Source organism: Pseudomonas sp. PDM01 (assembly GCF_014852325.1).
GTDB lineage: Bacteria > Pseudomonadota > Gammaproteobacteria > Pseudomonadales > Pseudomonadaceae > Aquipseudomonas > Aquipseudomonas migulae.
The window spans coordinates 457,098-476,118 of record NZ_JACVBK010000005.1 but is presented as its reverse complement, the minus strand read 5'-3'; the positions used below and the strand labels follow the sequence as shown (position 1 = coordinate 476,118).

Genomic DNA, 19,021 nt, shown 5'->3' with positions numbered 1-19,021 from the left:
TTCTGCTTTTTTTGACTAATTACTCTAAAAACCGCTTTTCAGCGCCAATTTACTTCCTATTCTATGGGCATGACCGGTTTCTGCCCTCAGGCCGGTGGGATTCAGTTGGCACGAGGTGACCGCTGAAAAAGGGTAGGGCGATGCGGTTTTTGCAGTTTTCTTTTTGACGTAGAGAGGGACATCGTCCATGTCGAAAGTACAAGGCATCACTGAAATGTTGGGGATCTTTCCGTGTCTGGGTATGGGGCGGCGAAGGCGCCGGCTTAATTCCGAGGAGTTGAAACTGGTGGAGCGGTATCGCGAGTTGTCGGAGAACGACCGGATTGCGATGCGGTATCTGGTGGATGCGATGCGCAGTGTTTCGCGGTTTTGAGTAAGAAGCCGAGGGGCGGACTGTGAAGTCTGCCCCTTTTTCATGTGCGCCCGGCATGGGCGCAATCTTGCGGGTGCCGATCAACCGCTGAGGCTTTCGATCAGGCTTTCGAGCGCTTCAGTGATATTTTCATCCTGCGCCAGTTGTGCTGCTGCAGTCGCTCTGACTTGACGTGCCAAGCGGTATTCACTGGGCGTGCAGTTTGCGAACTGTTTGAAGGCACGAGCGAAGTAGGACGGATCCTTGAAGCCGGCCTCATAGCCGATGCTGGTAATAGGCATCTGGCTGTTGTCGAGCAGCTCTTTGGCGAAGTTCATGCGCTTGTTCAAGATGTAATCCGTGAAGCCAAGTCCATTGGCTTCCTTGAACAGGCGGCTGAAGCGAAATGTCGTCATGCCGCAGCGCTGCGCCAAGTCCCTTTGATCGATGCTGTCTCGAAAGTGCTGTTCGATGTACAGCATGACATTGCTCAGCGCCTGGTGTTTTTGGTGCCCTGAGGTCAGCCGGATACTGTCCGGCAGGGTTGGGGAGTGGTCGATCAGCATCGTCTTGCGCAGGTCGGTCACATTTCGGCGCAGCTCGCAGAGCTGAACTACAGCAGTCAGGTAGCGACTTTTCTCTGTGAGCGAGAGCGGGAGCACCATGTATTCCCAGACGCTGGAACGCATGGCCCAGACGGCCAGTTCCTCTGAGTGCTGCACGGTGAACATGGTGATCGGGATGCCCGGTGTGCTGCGTTTGATCTCCAGCAACAGCCTCAAGCCTGGTGTGTCGGGGCGATCGAAATGCATGCAGATCATGTCCGCCTGTTCCCCGATGGGCAGCGCGGAGTTTTTCGCCAGTTTGCAGTCGCAGGTACCCTCGAACTGTGCGATGAGTTCTTTCGTGGATCGATCATGAGTCAGATCGAACCATAGGAGCGATGGCCTTTTGGTCAAATTGGACGTCATGTCTCTACTCGGCAGGTCTGATTGACTCTCTACTCGCTAGTATTGCCAATACGCCATCACTTTGCAGATTGAATCCTTATAAAAACGACGAATTACAGATCTGTTCGATCTATGTGTTTCCTGGAAGGCTGCCCGGTCCCAGTGTTTGCGGGTGTGTTGTCGACGAACCCGGGTTTAACCACTTGTCGCTTCTGAATCAATGCCAATTGCCGTTGCGTTTCAATGCCTTGTTTACCCCTCTCGCGACTTCTGCAAAGGCCAATGAACCGTATCCGGCCGCTGCGCAAAAAAGTCCTAACGATGTGCAAAATCCTCCTAACGCCTATGCCTGCTTACTGACTAGGGTTGCATCAGGCAGCACAGAAAGTTCTGCCTCAGAAACACAACATTTGAGTGAGGTGGCCAAAATGATCATGCAAACAATCAAGGCTTCGGTAGTGAAGTTCGCCAAAGACGAAGACGGTCTGACCATTGTGGAATACGCGGTGGCCGGCGGATTAATCACGGTAGCTGTTGCCGCAATGTTCACTCTCTTGGGCGGTGCCGTGAACACCAGAATCACAGCGCTGTGCGCTGCGGTCAAAGGCGCTGCCTGCTGATGACAGTAACCCACTGTGGTGGGGCGCGGTGATATCCACGGAGCAGCCGGTTTTACAGTTTCTCTGATCGACCGGCAACTCAATGAACTTCGCGCAGACCCCGCCAATGTATTTTCTGAGTCGTATGACCGCTGAAACGAGGTACTAAAAAATGAATCTGCAAACAATCAGAACTTCAATTACCAAGTTCGCCAAAGATGAAGATGGCCTGACCATTGTGGAGTACGCGGTAGCCGGTGGCTTAATTACGGTAGCTGTTGCCGCGATGTTTATTCTTTTGGGTGGCGCCGTGAACACCAGGATCACAGCACTGTGCGCTGCGGTCAAAGGTGCCGCCTGCTGATGACAACCACTCGTTGTGGTGGGGCGCGGTGATATCCATAGAGCAACCAGTTTTACAGTTCCTCTGATAGACCGGGCAACTCAATAGACTTCACGCTGTCCCCGCCAACGTACTTTCTGATCCATATCACGGCTGAAGCGAGGTATACAAAAATGAATCTGCTAACAATCAGAACTTCAATCACCAAGTTCGCCAAAGATGAAGATGGCCTGACAATTGTGGAATACGCCGTGGCCGGTGGATTAGTGACGGTAGCGGTTGCCGCAATGTTTATTCTTTTGGGGGCCGAGGTGAACACCAGGATTACAGCACTTTGCGCAGCGGTCAAAGGTGCTGGCTGCTAACGATAATCCCGGTTAGGGGGGGACGCGCCATGTCCATGGAATTGTTGGTAATGACTGTTTTACTGCTAGGACTATTGGGCGTGGCGGTGGTGAGCGATCTGCGTCGCCACCGCATTCCCAACATGCTGGTCCTGTTGGGCCTTGCCCTGGGACTGGGCGGTCAAATGTATTTAGGTGGCGTCAGCGGGTTGGGTGACAGCCTGTTGGGCATCCTGGTCTGTTTTGCACTGTTTCTGCCGATGTACGCCTTGGGTGGCATGGCCGCCGGCGACGTCAAGTTAATGGCCATGGTCGGCAGCTTTTTACCCTTCCATTTTGCATTGTGGGCTGCCTTGTTCAGCCTGATAGCCGGTGGCGTGTGCGGTTTTTTGATTGTGCTGTATCGCGGCCAGCTGCTTCAGACCCTGGGACGTTATTGGTTGATTCTGAAGGCGCAGGCCTATCTGGCGCCAACTTCAGATGAAGTAGCCAGCAAGCCTTTCCCTTATTCGATTGCAATATTGATAGGCACTTTAATCAGCGTCTACTGGCAACTGGTTGCCGGTGGATTCGGAGGCTAGTCATGCACATCATTGTCGATAGTGATGCCTACCCCAGCGCTCGGGGCGCGGTGCAACGACTGGCTCCCCAGCCGTGCACAATCCGCGAAACTGGACTGACAGACAGTTTCCTCGGCGAGTTGGTATGCAAGCACTTGTATGACGCTGGCGTGCTGGACATGCCGCGGCTGGTGGAGCGCCTGGCGCTGACCGGCGCCGTACTTGATGAAGTCCTGGCGTTTCTGCGCAAGGACGGTCGTGTCGAAGTGCTTGGCCAGTTGGGGTCGCAATCGACAAGTGGGCAAATGCTGCGTTATGGCCTGACCGAACGCGGTCGCAGCGCCGCCCGCGATGCCTTGTCCCGCAGTGGCTATATCGGTGCGGCACCCTTCCCGGTGGACACCTACCGGTCCCTGATCAAACTGCAAACCATTCACCATGGTCGCATCAACGCCAACGATATGCGCAATGCCTTTGCTGGCGTAGTGCTTACCGACAGCATGCTCGATCAGTTAGGTGTGGCGATGAACTCCGGGCGCGCCATTATGATTTATGGCCCCGCGGGTACTGGCAAGACCTACATCAGCCGTCGGTTGATCCGTCTGTTCACCGAGGCCATCTGGGTGCCTCATGCCATCGTCATCAACGAGTCCGTGATCGAGATCTATGACCCGCAAGTGCATCAGCGGTTCGAAGATAACGTTCAACAGAACAATCTGATGCTCAACGAAGGGATCGACCGTCGACTGCTGCGCTGCAAACGCCCGATCGTCGTCACTGGCGGTGAGTTGAGCATGGAGCAACTGGACGTTCGCTATGACACTAACACCCGTCAATACCAGGCTTCTTTGCAGCTCAAGGCCAGCAATGGCCTGTTCATCATCGATGACATGGGGCGCCAGCGCATGGCACCCGCCGAGCTGTTGAATCGCTGGATCGTCCCGATGGAAGAGAAGTGCGATTTCCTCAACCTGGGCGGCGGTCGGCATTGCGAGCTGCCGTTCGATCTGATTCTGGTGTTTTCCACCAACCTCAATCCCCTGGAGTTGGCCGATGAGGCCTTTCTTCGCCGGATTGGCTACAAGCTGCAATTCGGTTATCTGAAGCCTGAGGAGTACGAAAAGATCTGGCGTCAGGAAAGCGAGCGTCTGGGCGTGCCTTATGACCAGTTGCTGGTGCGTTATGTGCTGCAAAGGCTTTATGCAAGTGAAGGCATGCCCCTGGTGCCTTGCCATCCCCGCGATCTCCTGAGCATGGCGCTCGATCGTCAACGTTACATGGGCGGTTCCGGACCACTGTCACCGCAAGAGTTGGAATGGGCCTGGCACAACTACTTCGTCCAGCTCGACTTTCTTTGATACGGAGATACTGACATGAGCTCTCGTACTCTTTCCCTGATAGGCGTTTCCCTGGTCATGGGCCTTGGTGCTGCATGGATGGCCGACTCCTGGCTGAGCGCCCGGCTCAATGCCAGCCCGGATGATCACCTTCGAAGCGTAGTGGTCGCCACAGTAGAGATTCCATTCGGGCAGATGGTCGAGGCTCAGCAGGTCACGACCGTACGCATGCCCATGGATACGATCCCGGAAGACGCCTTCGACATGAGCGAAAAGGCTGTGGGCAAGATCGCAACGTTCGACATTCTGAAGGGCGACATTGTGCGCGGTGCGCGTCTGAGTGAGCACTTGGGTGGCAGCACCCTGGCTTCGCTGATTGCGACAGACAAGCGTGCCATCTCGGTACGGGTGGACGATGTGGTCGGTGTGGGCGGGTTCCTGTTGCCGGGTAACCGGGTCGATGTACTCGCGACCAAAACCACCAGTGCCGGCAGCAACAGCGCCGTGTCCAGGACCATCCTCGAGAACTTGCGGGTATTGGCGGTGGACCAGACGGCAGGTACCGACAAGACCCAACCGGTGGTGGTGCGTGCAGTGACGCTGGAAATGACGACCGCAGAGGCTGAAACCCTGGTCACGGCGCAAACGGAAGGGAAACTGCAATTGACCTTGCGCAATCCGCTGAACTCCGAGAAAAAAATCGCGGCCGTTGCACCTGTTGCGCCTGTCGCACCGGTCATGACGGTGGCCACCGCCACGGTGCCAAAACGCGTGGTGCAACGCAGCGGCGGCGAAAGTGGTGGGGCTGTCACCGTCATCCGCGGGGTCGAAACCAAAGTAGTCAACATTCGCTGACAGGGCGTAACAGGTCCTGGACACCAGGTCTTGGCGGAGCCGATCCGCATCAGTATTGGCAAATGAGGGCTTGATGATGAATCGTCGTATTCAGCAGCCGTTCACTGCGACGCCAAGGCGCCAGAAAGGATCGGTGAGTGTATTGATGGTGATCGCGTTGGCGGCGATTGGCATGGTGGCCGCACTGGCTTTGGACGGCGGGCACATGATGCTGAACAAAACGCGCTTGCAGAATGCGGTGGACGCCGCGGCCCTGAGTGGTGCCAAAACCCTGAGTCAGGTGGAAGGTGGAGTCAATATTGCCAGTACGACGCGCACTGCCGCACTCAATACGCTGACGCAAAATGCGAATGCCACGGGCAACACAGAATTGGCAACGGCGGTTGGTGGCAACGCAGCCACATTCGCGGTGGTGGAACTGGCAAGCAGTGTCTATGGGCCGTTCACCTATCCCGGGCCAGCGAATGCCAAATACGTTCGGGTATCGGTACCGAGCTATAACCTGACCGGATTTTTCTGGAACTTCGCCCAGGTATTCGGTTCTGGCGGCCTGGGGGCCAAAGCGGTGGCGGCAATCGCCACTGCCGGACCCAGCCCTACCAGTCCTTGTGATCTCGCACCTTTGATGGTCTGTGGCGACCCGACTCAATACAACCCTGGCGCTGGCATGTTCTGGGGCTTCCAGTTTGGTGATTTGCAGGTATTGAAGACGGCTGCCGGCAACTCGTCGCCCATTGGTCCAGGCAATTTTCAGTTGCTCGATTTTGGTTCGGGCGGCAGTACGGTCAGGGAGGACCTGGCCGGAGGTGGCAAGGTCTGCCGCACTGTGGGGGACAACGTCCAGACCGCACCTGGCAACAAGGTCGGCCCTACCTCCCAAGGCTTGAACACACGCTTCGGCATCTACAACGGCCCGGTCAGTGCCTCGGACTATCCGCCGGACATGGTGACCGAATCCAGCAACCCCGCGATCACTTACGACGACTCGGTCACACCGGCACAGGCGAAGTACAAAGGGAAAACTGTCACCTCGAGCAACGGCAATCTCACGGCGGGCGGCGACGCGATATTTGACTACAACGACTGGCGCACGAGCGTTGCCGGGTGTGTGGCAGGGTCTGGCAGTGGTTGTGAGAGCCATGGCGTGTTCGAGCGCCGGATGATGAAAATTGTGGTCGGCAACTGCACTGGCAAACAAGGCGGTTCAACCTCGATCCCCGTCCTCGGTTTTGGCTGCTATTACGTGGTGCAACCAATGGATGGCGGTGGCGGGGACGCTCAGATCTTCGGGCAGTTCGTGAAGGAGTGCGAAGGCGACAACGTGGCCGGCCCTACGCCGTCAACCGATTCCGGCCCTCAGATCATCCAGCTCTACAAAACCTATCTCAACGGCAGCGGTACTCCGAGCACTGACTCATAGGAGGCGTCATGAGACTTCACGCGTTTAAACATCCGAAGCGCCAGCAAGGCCTGGCCATGGTGGAATTCACCCTCGTCCTGCCGGTGTTGTTGCTGCTGTTACTGAGCCTCGGTGAGATCGGCCGCATGCTCTATCAGTACAACGTGTTGCTGCAGGCCAGCCGTGATGCCGACCGTTTTGTCGCAAACCACGCCTGGGACTCGACGCTGGGGGCGGTCTCTCTGAGCAATGCGCTGCAGACCCAGACGAAAAACGTTGCGGTGTATGGCGTGCCTGCCAACACCGGCACCGCTGTGTTGTCCGGGTTGACGCCTGACAACGTGGTCGTCGCTGCGGTGGGCACCGACCATGTGCGAGTCACCATCACCTATACGTTCTGCCCGGTGATTGGCAGTGGCAATTGTGCCGGCTCGATTCCGGGTTTTTTTGGCAATCAGATTGCGCTGAACATTCCCCTGGTTGCCACTACCGTGATGAGGGCACTGTGATGAATAGAAAACACATGCGCGGAATCTATACGGTCGAGTTCGCGTTCGTTGGTCTGCTGGTGTTCACGCTGTTGTTCGGCGTGTTGGAAATGGGCCGCCTGTACTTCACGGTCAATGCACTGGATGAGGCCGCGCGCCGTGGTGCGCGCCTGGCAGCCGTCTGCAATATCAGCGATCCGGTGGTGTTGCGGCGGGCAATCTTCAATGCCGCGACCGACGCAGGTACGAGCCAGCTGATCAGCAATCTGGCCACCACTAATCTGACGTTGACCTACCTGGACGCAAATGGCGCCCTGGTGGCCAACCCAGCTGACCTGGTCAGCGCAAACGGCTTTCGTGCCATCCGCTATGTCCAGTTGAGTCTGCAAAACTTCGTTTTCAATCTGTTTATTCCCGGGTTCGGCGTGCCCATTACCTTGCCTGCATTCAGGGCAACGTTGCCACGCGAAAGTCTCGGGCGTCACTCTGATTCCGGGGAGATCACACCATGCTGAATATGAAGGAAACGCCGATTGCCAGTTCGACTGGCAAAACCGGGTTGCGGTTGCTGATCAGCAGCCGTGATGCCAACTCTTTACGCGATCTGCAGAGTGTCTGTCAGCGCATGCCTGGCCTGGAGGTAAGCACTCGCCTGGTGAGCAATGGGCATGTCGACCCGCTCTACAGTCTGGACCGTATGCCCGATCTGTTGCTGTTGCGCGTCAGCCACCTGTGGCGCGAGGAATTGTCGGCACTGTTGCAACACCCGGCCCATGAGCGTCCGCCGATGTTGGTGTGCGGACTGCTGAGCGAACAGGAAGCCATGCGCCTGGCGATGCAGGCCGGTGCCCGGGACGTGCTGCCGGAGCCCATCGCCGAGACCGAACTGGTCGCCGCCATGAATCGGCTGGTCACGGAGGTTCGGAGCGGCAGTGGGGCTGACGGGAAATTGATCGCCGTGATGAGCGCAAAGGGCGGTTCCGGCGGAACGCTGGTGGCCTGCAACCTGGCACAACAGCTCAGCATGAAAGGCGGCAGTACCCTGTTGCTGGATATGGACCTGCAATTTGGCAGCGTGACGCATTATCTGGATGTGGCGCAGACGCACAGCCATCTGGAGGTGTTGCATCAGGTCAACGGCATGGACAGCGTTGCGTTACGCGGTTTTTGCAGTCACTTCAGCCCGACCTTGCATGTGCTGGGCGGTCGGGCCGGTGAGCTGTGTTTGCCGCAGGATGCCCAACCCGAGCAACTCGACACCCTGTTGCAGTTGGCCCGCGCCAGCTATGGCTGGGTGGTGGTCGACCTGCCGCGGCAAATCGATCACCTCACCGGTTCTGTGCTGGAGCAGGTGGATCGGGTGTACGTGGTGGTGCAACAGAGCGTCAGCCATCTGCGCGATGCCAGCTCTCTGGTGCGGATTCTTCGCGATGACCTGGGTGTGCGCGGGGATCAATTGCAGATCGTGGTCAACCGTTATGACAAGGCCGCAGCGATCAGCCTTAAAGATATCGGCGAGGCGCTGCGCTGCACCAATCTGTCGAAATTACCCAACGACTTCAATCTGGTCAGCCAGAGTCAGAACACTGGTGTGCCGTTGGGGCTGCATGCGCCGAGGGCAGCGATTACTACTGCACTGCGCGACATGACCGAGGACCTGGTCGGTCAACAAGTGGCCGGCAACAAAGGCTTGTTCAAACGCGCCTTCAACCGTGTTTTCGGGGGATGAACCATGATCAGCGACTTTCGTAACCGCTTGCGCAAACAGTCCGGTAAACCCGCCGCTGCCCAACCGGGCGACGATCTGCTGGATCCGCCAGAGGAAATAATGGCGTGGGAACGTGTGGCACCAGACGTTCTTTACGAAACCAAAAGCCAGGTCACCCCGGTGGAGGCGGAGTGGCGGGAAAAGATCTACCAGCAGTTGCTCAAGGTCATGGACCTGTCCTTGCTGGACTCCCTTGAACAGGCCGAGGCTGCTCGGCAGATTCGCGATATTTGCCAGCGCCTGCTCGATGAGCATTCGGCACCGGTGAGTACCGTCAGCCGTCAGTTGATCATCAAGCAGATCACCGACGAGGTGCTCGGCCTGGGGCCTCTGGAACCGTTGCTGGCCGATCACAGCGTGTCCGACATTCTGGTCAACGGCTCTGCCTCGGTCTATGTCGAGCGCTTCGGCAAACTGCAACGGACCGATGTGCGTTTTCGCGATGATCAGCATTTGTTGAACATCATCGACCGTATCGTCTCAAGCCTGGGTCGGCGGATCGACGAGTCCTCGCCGTTGGTGGATGCCCGGCTCAAGGACGGTTCGCGGGTCAACGCGATTATCCCGCCGCTGGCCATCGATGGCCCGAGCATGTCGATTCGGCGCTTTGCGGTGGACCTGCTCAATACCGACAGTCTGATCCAGGTGGGGACGTTGACCCCGGCCATTGCCCTGCTGCTCAAGGCGATTGTCCGTGGGCGCTTGAACGTGCTGATTTCCGGCGGTACCGGCAGCGGCAAGACCACCATGCTCAACGTGCTGTCCAGCTTCATTCCGCAAAACGAGCGGATTGTCACCATCGAAGATTCGGCCGAACTGCAACTGCAGCAACCCCATGTGGTGCGCCTGGAAACCCGGCCTTCGAACATCGAGGGCCGTGGCGAAGTGAGCCAGCGGGAGTTGGTGCGCAACAGCCTGCGGATGCGTCCGGACCGCATAGTGATCGGCGAAGTGCGTGGCGTCGAGGCGCTGGACATGCTGACTGCGATGAACACCGGCCACGACGGCTCGTTGACCACGATCCACGCCAACACCGCACGCGATGCGTTGGGGCGAGTCGAGAACATGGTGTCGATGACCGGGGCGACCTTTCCGATCAAGGCCATGCGGCAGCAGATCGCTTCGGCCATTGATGTGGTGATCCAATTGGAACGCCAAGAGGATGGCAAGCGCAGACTGGTCAGCGTGCAGGAAATCAACGGCATGGAAGGCGAGATCATCACCATGACCGAAATCTTTTCCTTCGTGCGCCATGGCATGGGCGAAAACGGCGAAGTGCTTGGTGATTACCGGCCCAGCGGCATGATCCCCGCGTTCCGCGATGTGCTGGCCAAGCGCGGCATCGAGTTGCCGCTTACGATGTTCAGGCCTGAATGGATGGAGGCACGGCAGTCATGAACAATATTCCTGGTGAATTCATTCTGATGTTCCTCGGCATGGTGTTTATCGCTGTGTTCCTCCTGTCTCAGGGGGTGGTGGTGCCGGTGTTCGGCGAGGCCGGCAAGATGCGCAAGCGTATCCGCGGCCGTCTGCACGTTCTGGAGAAGGCCAACAACCTGCCCAATATGCAGACGGTGTTGCGACAGAAGTACCTGACGCGCTTGACGCCGCTGGAGGCCATGCTCGAGCAGTTGCCCTTTATGGCGAGCCTGACCCAGATGATCGAGCAGTCCGGTCATGAATATCGTGCTTATCGGGTGTTGTTGCTCGGGCTGTTCCTGGGCGCCTGTGCAGGTTTCTCGATCTGGATGATCTCGTCAGTCTGGTGGATGGCGTTGCTGGCGGGCTTCGGAGCGTTCTGGCTACCACTGCTGAAAATTTCTCGTGACCGTGGCAAACGCTTCGCCGGGTTTGAGGAAGGCCTGCCGGATGCACTGGATGCCATCTGCCGTGCCCTGCGCGCCGGGCACCCGTTCAACGAAACCCTGCGCCTGGTCGGCGAGGAGCATAAGGGGCCGGTCGCTCAGGAGTTTGGCCTGACTTTCGCGGACATCAACTATGGCAACGATGTACGTCGGGCCATGCTCGGCCTGCTGGAAAGGATGCCGAGCATGACGGTGATGATGCTGGTGACCTCAATCCTCATCCATCGCGAGACCGGCGGCAATCTGACCGAGGTGCTGGAGCGTTTGAGTCGCCTGATCCGCGGGCGTTTTCGCTTCCAGCGCAAGGTCAGGACCCTGTCGGCCGAAGGGCGGATGTCAGCCTGGGTGCTGGTGTCGATTCCGTTCGTGCTGGCGATTGCGATCGTTGTCACAAGCCCCACCTACATGCCTGTGCTGCTCAATGATCCCATAGGCCACAAACTGATCATCGGGGCGTTTTTCGCCATGCTGCTCGGGATTTTCTGGATACGCAAAATCATTCGGATTCAGGTTTAAGCGGTTTTCGCTACCGGGAGGTACAGGTCATGGACTTTTTGCTCGGGTTGTTCAGTCGGGTCACGGGAAGCGAGGAGGTGGCGCGCCTGTTGTTCCTCGGCGCGATCGGTTTGAGTACGGTGCTTGCAGTTGTCGCCGTGAGCTTGCTGATTTTGGGGCTTCAGGATCCGGTGCAGCGTCGTCTGGCGCTGATCAAGCGTGGTCATTTAGGCAACACCGCCGGGCAAGAAGCCCCGGGTAATCTGCAACTGTTACTGGAACGGGTCGGCCAGCGCTTTGCCTCGGCCGAATCGGCTCAGACCTCAGTCACCCAGACTTTATTGACGCATGCTGGGTACCGTTCCTCTTCAGCGGTGCAGATGTACTGGGCTGTGCGCTTGATGACGCCGCTGTTATTAGTCGGTATTACGTTGCTGCTATTGCCGATGATTCCCAGGGTTTCCCTGGCCATGGGGTTGCTGGTGGTGGTCTTGGCAGCCGGTATCGGATGGTTGCTGCCAGCGCTGTATGTCGCCAAGCGCAAGCAGTTGCGACAAGGTCGGTTGCGTGCCGCGTTTCCGGATGCGCTGGATCTGATGGTCGTGTGCGTGGAGTCGGGCCTGGCCTTGCCCACGACGATCGAACGGGTGGCTGAGGAGATGTCGGTCAGTCAGGTCGAACTGGCTGAAGAACTGGCCCTGGTCAATGCGCAAATCCGCGCGGGCATTTCCAGTACCGCGGCGCTCAAACAACTGGCTGTGCGCACGGGCCTGGATGACGTACAAGGGCTGGTCAGCCTGTTGGCGCAGAGTATTCGCTTTGGTACCAGCGTGGCCGATACGCTGCGCATCTATGCCGATGAGTTCCGTGACCGGCGTACGCAGGCCGCCGAAGAGATGGGGGCGAAAATTGGTACCAAGCTGATATTCCCACTGATTTTCTGTCTGTGGCCGAGCTTCTTTCTGGTCGCTATCGGCCCGGCCATGATCGGTGTACTCAAAGTATTCGGGTGAGGTAAAACGGGTGGAGGCTATCGAGTGCGATGGCCTCCACCCGAGCCTGATCTGCACTTTCCTGTCATGGACCCACACATTTCCCGCCGCGGGATCATCCAACCAGGGTTGGATAATGTGTAGAGACTACTTTCCTGAACACGACATCAAGCCCGGCTTTGCAGCCAGGCTACTCTGGACTACGCCAGAGGCTGATCACCCATCGACATGCCTCAGTTGCCGCTACTCATATCTCCCCCAGCATCCTGTTCAAAAAACATCGGAATCGGGAAGTTGAAGCTATTCAGCCAGCGCTGCATGGCCAGTTCACGTTCGGCGGCCGAAGCGGTTTGCAGATTAGGGGAGGCAACCACACCTCGAATCTGCAACTGCAACCACTGTTCGGTGCCTTGTTGGTACGGCGAAGAGGGGCCCGGCTCAATAGCCCAGGCAGTGGTGGACAGGCAAGCCATGCACACGATCAACAGCCTTTTGGTCTTCATCTCGATTCCTCGTACGTTCTACTTGTTCGCACTGGAAGAGGCATCGGCTACTTCCGTCTTGCGATTCCCCTCGGTAGCCACCACTTTTTTGGCGGAGGCCTTGAGTTTTTCCGCGCGGGTTTGAGCTTCGGCGACTTGCTTGGGGCTCAAGTCGGCGCGGGTCACCAGGTCAGCAGCCGACTTCCAGTTATCCTGGTAGATCAGCAGCGTCACCATATTGAGTGCCGCCAATGTGTTTGCCTGCTTGAGCTCCATGGCGGTCATGAACTCAAAGCGTGCTTCAGGGATCCGTCGCTGATTGAGGTAGACGACCCCCAGGTCATTTCGCATCCTGTCGTCGGTGGGGGCCATCTTCACCGCACGCTCAAGGTGAGTGGCAGCGGAGGCGTTATCATTTTTGGCGGCGGCCAACTGGCCCAGGCCATGTTCCCCTTCAGCCGTCAGGCAGGTGCCGAGCAAGCTTTCGTACAACGGCTGCGCGTCGCCGCTACGCCCCATCATGCGCAACACCCGAGCCTTGCGCAGGCGAACCTGGACCAGGTCATCGGGCAAACCTTCCAGATTCGCCAGGCTGGCATACAAACGGCCTTCGTCGGCCATGTTGTCGGCCAGGTTCAGGGCCAGTTCCTGCTCCGAACCGGGCTTGGCACAGCTGGGCGGTCGCGAAGTCAGGCCATTACTGGCGCAACCTGCGAGCATTAACGTCGTCGCTATTGCAATGACTGCTTTCATCGTATGTCCTCTGGCTACAACATGTTGAACGCCCGGCCAATGGCAATGAAGCTGGCCCGGCAGGCGTTCAACGTCACCGTTACGAGTGAGGGCGAGGCGAGTCTGGTTCAGGCTCCGGATCATTGCGAGAGACCGCTGAGACTGTCGAAGTCGCCATTTTCCAGGAAAAACATGCGGTAGAAGTTCGGGTCGTAATTGCGCAGCTGTTCGCCAGGCAATGACGGTAGTGTTGCATTGGCAGCCAGTGGCTGGACCAGATGGGGGGTGACGATCATCAGCAGTTCGCGCTCTTCACGGTTGATGGTGTTGTCGCGGAAAAATGCGCCCAGAACCGGGATATCGCCCAGCCCCGGAAACTTGTTCACCTGGGAATTGTTGCGGGAGCTGATCAGGCCGCTGATGACGAAGCTCTCGCCGTCGGCCAGGGAGATGCTGGTATCGGTACGGCGCACGGTCAGGGCCGGGACTATCGTGCCGGCGATGCTCACGGCGTTGGTGAAGTCCAGTTCACTGACTTCCGGCGCCACCTTCAGCGCGATACGATTTTTCCCGACGATGGTCGGCGTCAGAGTCAGGCGGATACCGAATTCCTTGTACTCGATGGACACGTTATCGCTGCCTGAACTGGGCACCGGAATCGGTATTTCACCGCCGGCCAGGAAGCTCGCACTCTGCCCGCTGAGCGCTACCAGGCTTGGCCGCGCCAGGGTGTAGGCGAAACCACTGCCTTCCAGCGCATTGAGCGCCACCAGGGTACTGCCGGTAGCAAAAGAGAGGTTGAAGTTGTTGTTGTTCACCGGCAGCACCGGCGTGACTATGCCGCCGATGGTGGGCAAGGTTCTCGGCGAGCCGAACAGGAAGTTGCCACGGATACCGAAAATCGAAGCGGAGGCTTCCTTGAGCTTGGTCCGGCTGACTTCGACGAAACGGATATCGGTCTGCACCTGGCTCGGCAGCAGCGGGTCGTCGGAGGGCACCGACGGCACGCTGGTCAGTGCCGATGTGGCTTTACCCTTGACGAACACCATGCTTTGGCGCGGCGTTTTCGAACAGGCAGTCCAGACCATCAGGCTGGTGGTCCCCGGTGCAATGCCCGTGAGTATGAACGCGTTGTTGCCGCTGGGTTGCACGTCGGCAATTTTCGGGTCACCCACCGCCAGTTGCGTTACCGGAACGGGGCTGCGCAGTTCATTCTGCAACCCCTGACCGACCTCGAACGTTGTCGACCAACTGTCCAGTTGCGAACAATTGGCAGGTGCGGCCTGAGCCGCATTCACGCTGAGGCCCGTCCAGAACAGGCCATGGATAATTTTCTTGAAAGCGGGCGCGGGACGAAGGCTCATTTAATGCATCCTCACTGGATAGGCCATCTATAGGCAGACAAAGTTGTCTCTGATCACTTCACGGGGATCGGACTATCCCCCCCAATGCGCCACACCACTTATCGATGGCTTTGGCGTTATTCCTTGCGTGCAACACACGAGCGGGCGCAGTTCGCTGACCGGGCTGAACAGCGAGCGACCTTTGCTAAAACGGTTTTTAGTGAGGCGGTTACCTGGACTGCGCGCCAGAGTGACGCTGGCAGTTACGGACGCTGCTGTCCGCCGACCTGCCCCCCCCGAAAAGTAAACGGCCATGTAGGTACAGAGCCGGAATACGCCTGCCATGATCATAGTGAGCTAACTCCTTTTGCCAATCTGATCATTGAAGCTAACTTGGAAACTGGAGCCGTTATGACTTCTTATTGTTTGACGGTAGTTCAATCAAACCAAAGTGCCATGATTTTTAAAAAAAACCATGGGTGCAAAAGCTGTAGAAAGGCAGGTGGGTGAGCGGTGCAGGCAAGGTCGTAGCGCAGTGCGATTGGCTGATACCGAGGGGGAAATGAAGGCAAAAAAAAGACCCATCAGTCAGGCTGAACGGGCCTTTTTCATGTCTCAACCTGCCTTCAACTGCAAATGCCCATGATCGGAAACGGTCGTTGCGCCTGCACCAGATCCGGCATATCCCGCCACTTGATCCACGCCGAATCTTGCCAGTGCAGCAGCGGCACCGAGAGGCCGCCCCATTGCAATGAACTCAGGCTCGGAATGTTTTCGACGGATGCCGCGTTCGACTCGCGTAGCGCAGGTATGACTTCGTTGCTCAGCCATTGGCGCAGGTTGCGGTTTTCCGGGATGAAATGGTGGACCAGCAATGCGTACATTCCGGACTCGCTGACCATGAGCGATTCGACCGTTTTGCCGTTCTTCAGCAGCCAGACATATCGGCGTTGATCGGGATCGAGTTTATGGGTGAGTCGTTGGTCGAGCGGGCGGCCCATCAAACGTCCCAGGTCATGGACGCAGAACCAGGCTTGGTTGGCTTGGATTATGGCGTGGAGGAAGCGGTTGTGGCGGGGGAAAACAGTGGGGATGAAATGAGGATGAATTTCAGACGGATTTAGCGTGTGCATTTCTTCGACTCCATGTTGAGAAAGGAGCCGCCACTAATCCTTCGACAGATTTGGGTGGCGGACCATGTGGCGTTCGAAGTCGGAACATTCTCGATCAACACGGCAAAAGCCGAGAGGCCCGCGCCACACGGTCCACCATAAAGCGAAACGAAAAGGCAAAACTGTGCCCCAGTTCCTATGGTGGTGCGGATGCGCCATGTTGATGATTGACCGGCTTCGACCCCGGGCCGCTGATTTGGCAGCGACGGGACAAAGCCTATCGGTCAGGCGCTCGCGGCGACAAGTCTACTCTGGCGACGCTTGTCGTAGGAATCAGAGTCTTTTCAGGAAGGCTCGATCTGTAGGAATTTCCTGTTTTTGCGGTCCGGTGCGAGTCACTGCTTTTCATTGCCTATGGTCACTGAGCGCTATGAAATTTTCGGTGCTCAACGTCAAGCTTTGAAATGGAGAACGCCTTGAAAGTAACGCTCAAACATTTAAACGGTCCTTGGGATCAAGGTTGGGTGCTGGCTGTTGGAATGTTTTGGTCGTCGATGATCTGTTTGATAGTGGTGCGTCGATGGACGCAGCCTGTGCTGTCTTGCGTCAATATCAAAAAGTAGGAAAAATTTACGTGGCAGCACTAACTTGGAAGTGAGCTAAATGACAACTGTATTTATTGCGGGCTCTATTAATATCAAGCACCTTGATCCAAAGGTGAAAGAGCGTATCGATAATATTGTTGCTTCGGAATTCGATGTGGTTGTTGGGGATGCTGGTGGCGCCGACACTTCTATTCAAGAGTACTTGTTGAGTTTATCACTTTCTAAAACCACTATTTATTGCAGTGGGGCGACTCCGCGAAACAACCTTGGGAAATGGCCGGCAAGGACGGTGGAGAGCAAGTATGCCAAGGGGTCTAGAGCCTTTTTTACCGCTAAAGATGTTGTCATGGCGGAGGCGGCTGATTACGGCTTGATGATATGGGATGCAAAAAGTACGGGAACCTTGAGTAATGTTATTGAATTATTGTCTCGAAGGAAGAAGTCGCTGGTTTTTGTGAATAAAGAAAAAGCCTTTAAGGTGGTTGGTGATGTGAGCCAGCTTGAGGACTTGGTTGCGGTTATGTCGGATCAAGATAAACAAAAAGCCGACGCAAAAATTAAGCTTTTTGATCGCATCTCTTTGTTGAAGCATGATCAAACAGAATTAATTGTTTAGCGTTTTTTGCATAACCAATATCTGTTGATGATTCCCCTTCCTCTAAAAATAGAGGAAGGGGAATTTTTTATCTGACTAGACCCCGTTGCCAGCAACCTGAAAGCATCGCAAGTCACCTCGTGGGCCGTCGACACCGGGGTGAATTCAGTTACCTGCGAACCTTCCAGGCATCCCCCGCAGGCGCCGTACCATGGTCATACGGCTTGGCAATCCACATATAAACCAACCCCAAGCCAATCACGATCGCCGTGCTCAGCACCATCGCATAGTTGATGTACCACGCCGCATCCGGTGTGCGCGGCCAGGCCATGTTGATGATGGCGCCGACGCCGTAGACCAGCGCGCCGATGTTCACCGCCCAGCCCCAGGCGCCGAGGGTGAATTTGCCGCTCGGTTTCCAGCCTTTCAGGCGGGCATAAAGGGCTGCAAGCACGATCATCTGGAACGCGAGGTAGATGCCGATTGCTGCGAAGCTGACGATGGTGGCCACGGCGTCTTGCAGGAAGAAGCCCAGAATGATGATCAGCGCCGGCAGGACGCCGGAGACGAACAGCGCAGCAACCGGAACCTGGGTTGTAGGCGAAATCTTTTTCAGCAGTGAGCTGCCGATGACCATTTCATCCCGGGCGTAGGAATACAGCAGACGACTCGCCGCCGCTTGCAGGCTGATGACGCAGGAGATGAAGGAAATCATCACCACGCCCATGACCATTTTCGAACCGACGGGGCCGAAGGCGTTGTTGAGGATGGTGCCGACCGGGTCTTTGTCGGTGCCGTTGATCACCGCTTGCATGTCCGGCACGGCGAGGATCAGCGCCAGGCAAGCAAACATCGCCGCAACGCCGCCGATGTAGATGGTCATGCGCATGGCCACCGGGATTTTCTTGCTCGGGTTCGGGGTTTCTTCGGCCACGTCGCCGCAGGCCTCGAAGCCGTAGTACAGGAACATCCCCGCCAGCGAAGCGGTGAGGAAGGCCGGCAGGTAAGAGCCGTCAACGCTGATGTCGAAGGTGTTGAACAACACGCTGATCGATTGATGACGTTCGAAAATCAGCAGGTACATGCCGACGATCACCGCGCCGACCAGTTCGCAGAGGAAGCCGAACATGGCGATTCGCGCCAGCACTTTGGTGCCGCTGAGGTTGACCAGCGTGGCGAACAGGGTCAGCACCAGGGCGATGACGATGTTGGTGTTGTTGCTCGGTTCGAAGCCCATCATCGCGGCAAGGTAAGGCCCGGCACCGACCGCAACGGCGGCGATGGTCACGCACAGGGCGATGGAGTAGATCCAGCCGACCATCCACGCCCAGCGTTTGCCCACCAAACGGCGAGCCCATGGGTAAACACCACCGGAGATCGGGAACTGCGAGACCACTTCACCGAAGATCAGGCACACCAGCAATTGGCCGCAACCGACCAGCAAATACGCCCAGAACATCGGTGGTCCACCGGCGGCCAGGCACAGGCCGAAGAGGGTATAGACCCCTACGACCGGTGAGAGGTAAGTGAAGCCCAGGGCGAAGTTTTCCCACAGGCTCATGCTGCGGTTGAAGTTGGAGGTGTAACCCAGCTTTCGGAGTTGCTCGGCATCGCTGTCGGCAACGGCTGCGGAGAATTCAGGTAGTGCACTCATGGTGTGTTAGCTCCGGAAAATCGGCAGATTTCGGATGTCCGAAACCGTGACAGGGCCGTGATGGCGCTGCCCGGATCGGTGGTTATTGTTTTGGTGTAGAACCTGGTGGTGCGTGGTGCCGGTTTCTACCTTGAAACCGGGGTGACACCAT

The 19,021-nt window shown here is 57.2% G+C and carries 21 protein-coding genes; 15 read left to right on the top strand and 6 right to left on the bottom strand.

All coding sequences use genetic code 11. The features are described from left to right. Positions 1-187: 187 nt before the first annotated feature. The gene (locus IB246_RS15930) at positions 188-373 is read left to right on the top strand and encodes a hypothetical protein (RefSeq protein ID WP_008029684.1); all 186 of its coding nucleotides are present in this window, start codon (positions 188-190) and stop codon (positions 371-373) included. An 80-nt stretch (positions 374-453) separates the two neighbouring features. Here the strand turns inward: IB246_RS15930 and IB246_RS15925 are convergent, their stop codons facing one another. Further along, a complete protein-coding gene (locus IB246_RS15925; RefSeq protein WP_008042359.1) occupies positions 454-1,323 on the bottom strand; it encodes a response regulator transcription factor in 870 nt (289 codons plus the stop codon). A gap of 407 nt (positions 1,324-1,730) precedes the next feature. Here IB246_RS15925 and IB246_RS15920 point away from each other — a divergent pair, with 407 nt between their 5' ends. The 13 genes from IB246_RS15920 to IB246_RS15860 all read left to right on the top strand — a co-directional run bounded on the left by IB246_RS15920 (position 1,731) and on the right by IB246_RS15860 (position 12,368). Then, entirely contained in the window at positions 1,731-1,922 is a 192-nt protein-coding gene (locus IB246_RS15920) for a Flp family type IVb pilin (protein WP_008042358.1), read from the top strand. 151 nt (positions 1,923-2,073) lie between these two features. After that, a complete protein-coding gene (locus IB246_RS15915; RefSeq protein WP_008042357.1) occupies positions 2,074-2,265 on the top strand; it encodes a Flp family type IVb pilin in 192 nt (63 codons plus the stop codon). A 152-nt stretch (positions 2,266-2,417) separates the two neighbouring features. Continuing rightward, complete coding sequence (locus IB246_RS15910; RefSeq protein ID WP_008042356.1) at positions 2,418-2,609, top strand: Flp family type IVb pilin; 192 nt, start codon at positions 2,418-2,420, stop codon at positions 2,607-2,609. Positions 2,610-2,638: 29 nt separating this feature from the next. Next, entirely contained in the window at positions 2,639-3,169 is a 531-nt protein-coding gene (locus tag IB246_RS15905) for a prepilin peptidase (protein ID WP_008029694.1), read from the top strand. A 2-nt stretch (positions 3,170-3,171) separates the two neighbouring features. After that, complete coding sequence (locus IB246_RS15900; RefSeq protein WP_008029696.1) at positions 3,172-4,506, top strand: hypothetical protein; 1,335 nt, start codon at positions 3,172-3,174, stop codon at positions 4,504-4,506. Between the two features lie 15 nt (positions 4,507-4,521). Next, positions 4,522-5,340: a Flp pilus assembly protein CpaB gene (gene cpaB / locus IB246_RS15895; protein ID WP_008042355.1), complete on the top strand. Its 819-nt coding sequence runs from the start codon at positions 4,522-4,524 to the stop codon at positions 5,338-5,340. A gap of 73 nt (positions 5,341-5,413) precedes the next feature. Further along, positions 5,414-6,760, top strand: coding sequence for a TadE/TadG family type IV pilus assembly protein (locus IB246_RS15890; RefSeq protein ID WP_008042354.1), 1,347 nt, complete (start codon positions 5,414-5,416; stop codon positions 6,758-6,760). Between the two features lie 8 nt (positions 6,761-6,768). After that, entirely contained in the window at positions 6,769-7,248 is a 480-nt protein-coding gene (locus tag IB246_RS15885) for a TadE/TadG family type IV pilus assembly protein (RefSeq protein ID WP_008042353.1), read from the top strand. Continuing rightward, positions 7,248-7,742: a TadE family protein gene (locus IB246_RS15880; protein ID WP_008029703.1), complete on the top strand. Its 495-nt coding sequence runs from the start codon at positions 7,248-7,250 to the stop codon at positions 7,740-7,742. Before IB246_RS15885 ends, IB246_RS15880 begins: the two co-directional genes overlap by 1 nt. Beyond that, positions 7,736-8,956, top strand: coding sequence for an AAA family ATPase (locus tag IB246_RS15875; RefSeq protein WP_008042352.1), 1,221 nt, complete (start codon positions 7,736-7,738; stop codon positions 8,954-8,956). The genes IB246_RS15880 and IB246_RS15875 overlap by 7 nt, the downstream gene beginning before the upstream one ends. A 3-nt stretch (positions 8,957-8,959) precedes the next feature. Next, positions 8,960-10,393, top strand: a complete 1,434-nt coding sequence (locus IB246_RS15870; protein WP_008029707.1) for a CpaF family protein — start codon at positions 8,960-8,962, stop codon at positions 10,391-10,393. After that, on the top strand, positions 10,390-11,376 hold the full coding sequence (locus IB246_RS15865) for a type II secretion system F family protein (RefSeq protein WP_008042351.1): 987 nt from the start codon (positions 10,390-10,392) through the stop codon (positions 11,374-11,376). The genes IB246_RS15870 and IB246_RS15865 overlap by 4 nt, the downstream gene beginning before the upstream one ends. A gap of 29 nt (positions 11,377-11,405) precedes the next feature. After that, positions 11,406-12,368 (top strand): type II secretion system F family protein, encoded by a 963-nt coding sequence (locus IB246_RS15860; protein ID WP_008042350.1) that lies wholly within the window; start codon positions 11,406-11,408, stop codon positions 12,366-12,368. Between the two features lie 212 nt (positions 12,369-12,580). Here the strand turns inward: IB246_RS15860 and IB246_RS15855 are convergent, their stop codons facing one another. The 4 genes from IB246_RS15855 to IB246_RS15840 form a co-directional block, all read right to left on the bottom strand. Continuing rightward, positions 12,581-12,850, bottom strand: coding sequence for a DUF3613 domain-containing protein (locus IB246_RS15855; protein ID WP_008042349.1), 270 nt, complete (start codon positions 12,848-12,850; stop codon positions 12,581-12,583). 18 nt (positions 12,851-12,868) lie between these two features. Further along, a complete protein-coding gene (locus IB246_RS15850) occupies positions 12,869-13,582 on the bottom strand; it encodes a tetratricopeptide repeat protein (RefSeq protein ID WP_008029716.1) in 714 nt (237 codons plus the stop codon). 119 nt (positions 13,583-13,701) lie between these two features. Next, a complete protein-coding gene (locus IB246_RS15845; RefSeq protein WP_008042348.1) occupies positions 13,702-14,925 on the bottom strand; it encodes a type II and III secretion system protein family protein in 1,224 nt (407 codons plus the stop codon). 605 nt (positions 14,926-15,530) lie between these two features. After that, complete coding sequence (locus IB246_RS15840; protein WP_008042346.1) at positions 15,531-16,037, bottom strand: Bro-N domain-containing protein; 507 nt, start codon at positions 16,035-16,037, stop codon at positions 15,531-15,533. A gap of 642 nt (positions 16,038-16,679) precedes the next feature. Between IB246_RS15840 and IB246_RS15835 the strand changes: the two genes are divergently transcribed. After that, complete coding sequence (locus IB246_RS15835; protein WP_008042345.1) at positions 16,680-17,237, top strand: hypothetical protein; 558 nt, start codon at positions 16,680-16,682, stop codon at positions 17,235-17,237. Between the two features lie 148 nt (positions 17,238-17,385). On the opposite strand, the gene IB246_RS15830 is transcribed toward IB246_RS15835, so the two are convergent. Next, positions 17,386-18,870: an APC family permease gene (locus IB246_RS15830; RefSeq protein WP_008042343.1), complete on the bottom strand. Its 1,485-nt coding sequence runs from the start codon at positions 18,868-18,870 to the stop codon at positions 17,386-17,388. Positions 18,871-19,021 lie beyond the last annotated feature (151 nt).

Coding starts and splice junctions, on each gene's coding strand:
- IB246_RS15930 (WP_008029684.1), top strand. CDS start 188: ATGTCGAAAGTACAAGGCATCACTGAAATGTTGGGGATCTTTCCGTGT.
- IB246_RS15925 (WP_008042359.1), bottom strand. CDS start 1,323: ATGACGTCCAATTTGACCAAAAGGCCATCGCTCCTATGGTTCGATCTG.
- IB246_RS15920 (WP_008042358.1), top strand. CDS start 1,731: ATGATCATGCAAACAATCAAGGCTTCGGTAGTGAAGTTCGCCAAAGAC.
- IB246_RS15915 (WP_008042357.1), top strand. CDS start 2,074: ATGAATCTGCAAACAATCAGAACTTCAATTACCAAGTTCGCCAAAGAT.
- IB246_RS15910 (WP_008042356.1), top strand. CDS start 2,418: ATGAATCTGCTAACAATCAGAACTTCAATCACCAAGTTCGCCAAAGAT.
- IB246_RS15905 (WP_008029694.1), top strand. CDS start 2,639: ATGTCCATGGAATTGTTGGTAATGACTGTTTTACTGCTAGGACTATTG.
- IB246_RS15900 (WP_008029696.1), top strand. CDS start 3,172: ATGCACATCATTGTCGATAGTGATGCCTACCCCAGCGCTCGGGGCGCG.
- cpaB (WP_008042355.1), top strand. CDS start 4,522: ATGAGCTCTCGTACTCTTTCCCTGATAGGCGTTTCCCTGGTCATGGGC.
- IB246_RS15890 (WP_008042354.1), top strand. CDS start 5,414: ATGATGAATCGTCGTATTCAGCAGCCGTTCACTGCGACGCCAAGGCGC.
- IB246_RS15885 (WP_008042353.1), top strand. CDS start 6,769: ATGAGACTTCACGCGTTTAAACATCCGAAGCGCCAGCAAGGCCTGGCC.
- IB246_RS15880 (WP_008029703.1), top strand. CDS start 7,248: ATGAATAGAAAACACATGCGCGGAATCTATACGGTCGAGTTCGCGTTC.
- IB246_RS15875 (WP_008042352.1), top strand. CDS start 7,736: ATGCTGAATATGAAGGAAACGCCGATTGCCAGTTCGACTGGCAAAACC.
- IB246_RS15870 (WP_008029707.1), top strand. CDS start 8,960: ATGATCAGCGACTTTCGTAACCGCTTGCGCAAACAGTCCGGTAAACCC.
- IB246_RS15865 (WP_008042351.1), top strand. CDS start 10,390: ATGAACAATATTCCTGGTGAATTCATTCTGATGTTCCTCGGCATGGTG.
- IB246_RS15860 (WP_008042350.1), top strand. CDS start 11,406: ATGGACTTTTTGCTCGGGTTGTTCAGTCGGGTCACGGGAAGCGAGGAG.
- IB246_RS15855 (WP_008042349.1), bottom strand. CDS start 12,850: ATGAAGACCAAAAGGCTGTTGATCGTGTGCATGGCTTGCCTGTCCACC.
- IB246_RS15850 (WP_008029716.1), bottom strand. CDS start 13,582: ATGAAAGCAGTCATTGCAATAGCGACGACGTTAATGCTCGCAGGTTGC.
- IB246_RS15845 (WP_008042348.1), bottom strand. CDS start 14,925: ATGAGCCTTCGTCCCGCGCCCGCTTTCAAGAAAATTATCCATGGCCTG.
- IB246_RS15840 (WP_008042346.1), bottom strand. CDS start 16,037: ATGCACACGCTAAATCCGTCTGAAATTCATCCTCATTTCATCCCCACT.
- IB246_RS15835 (WP_008042345.1), top strand. CDS start 16,680: ATGACAACTGTATTTATTGCGGGCTCTATTAATATCAAGCACCTTGAT.
- IB246_RS15830 (WP_008042343.1), bottom strand. CDS start 18,870: ATGAGTGCACTACCTGAATTCTCCGCAGCCGTTGCCGACAGCGATGCC.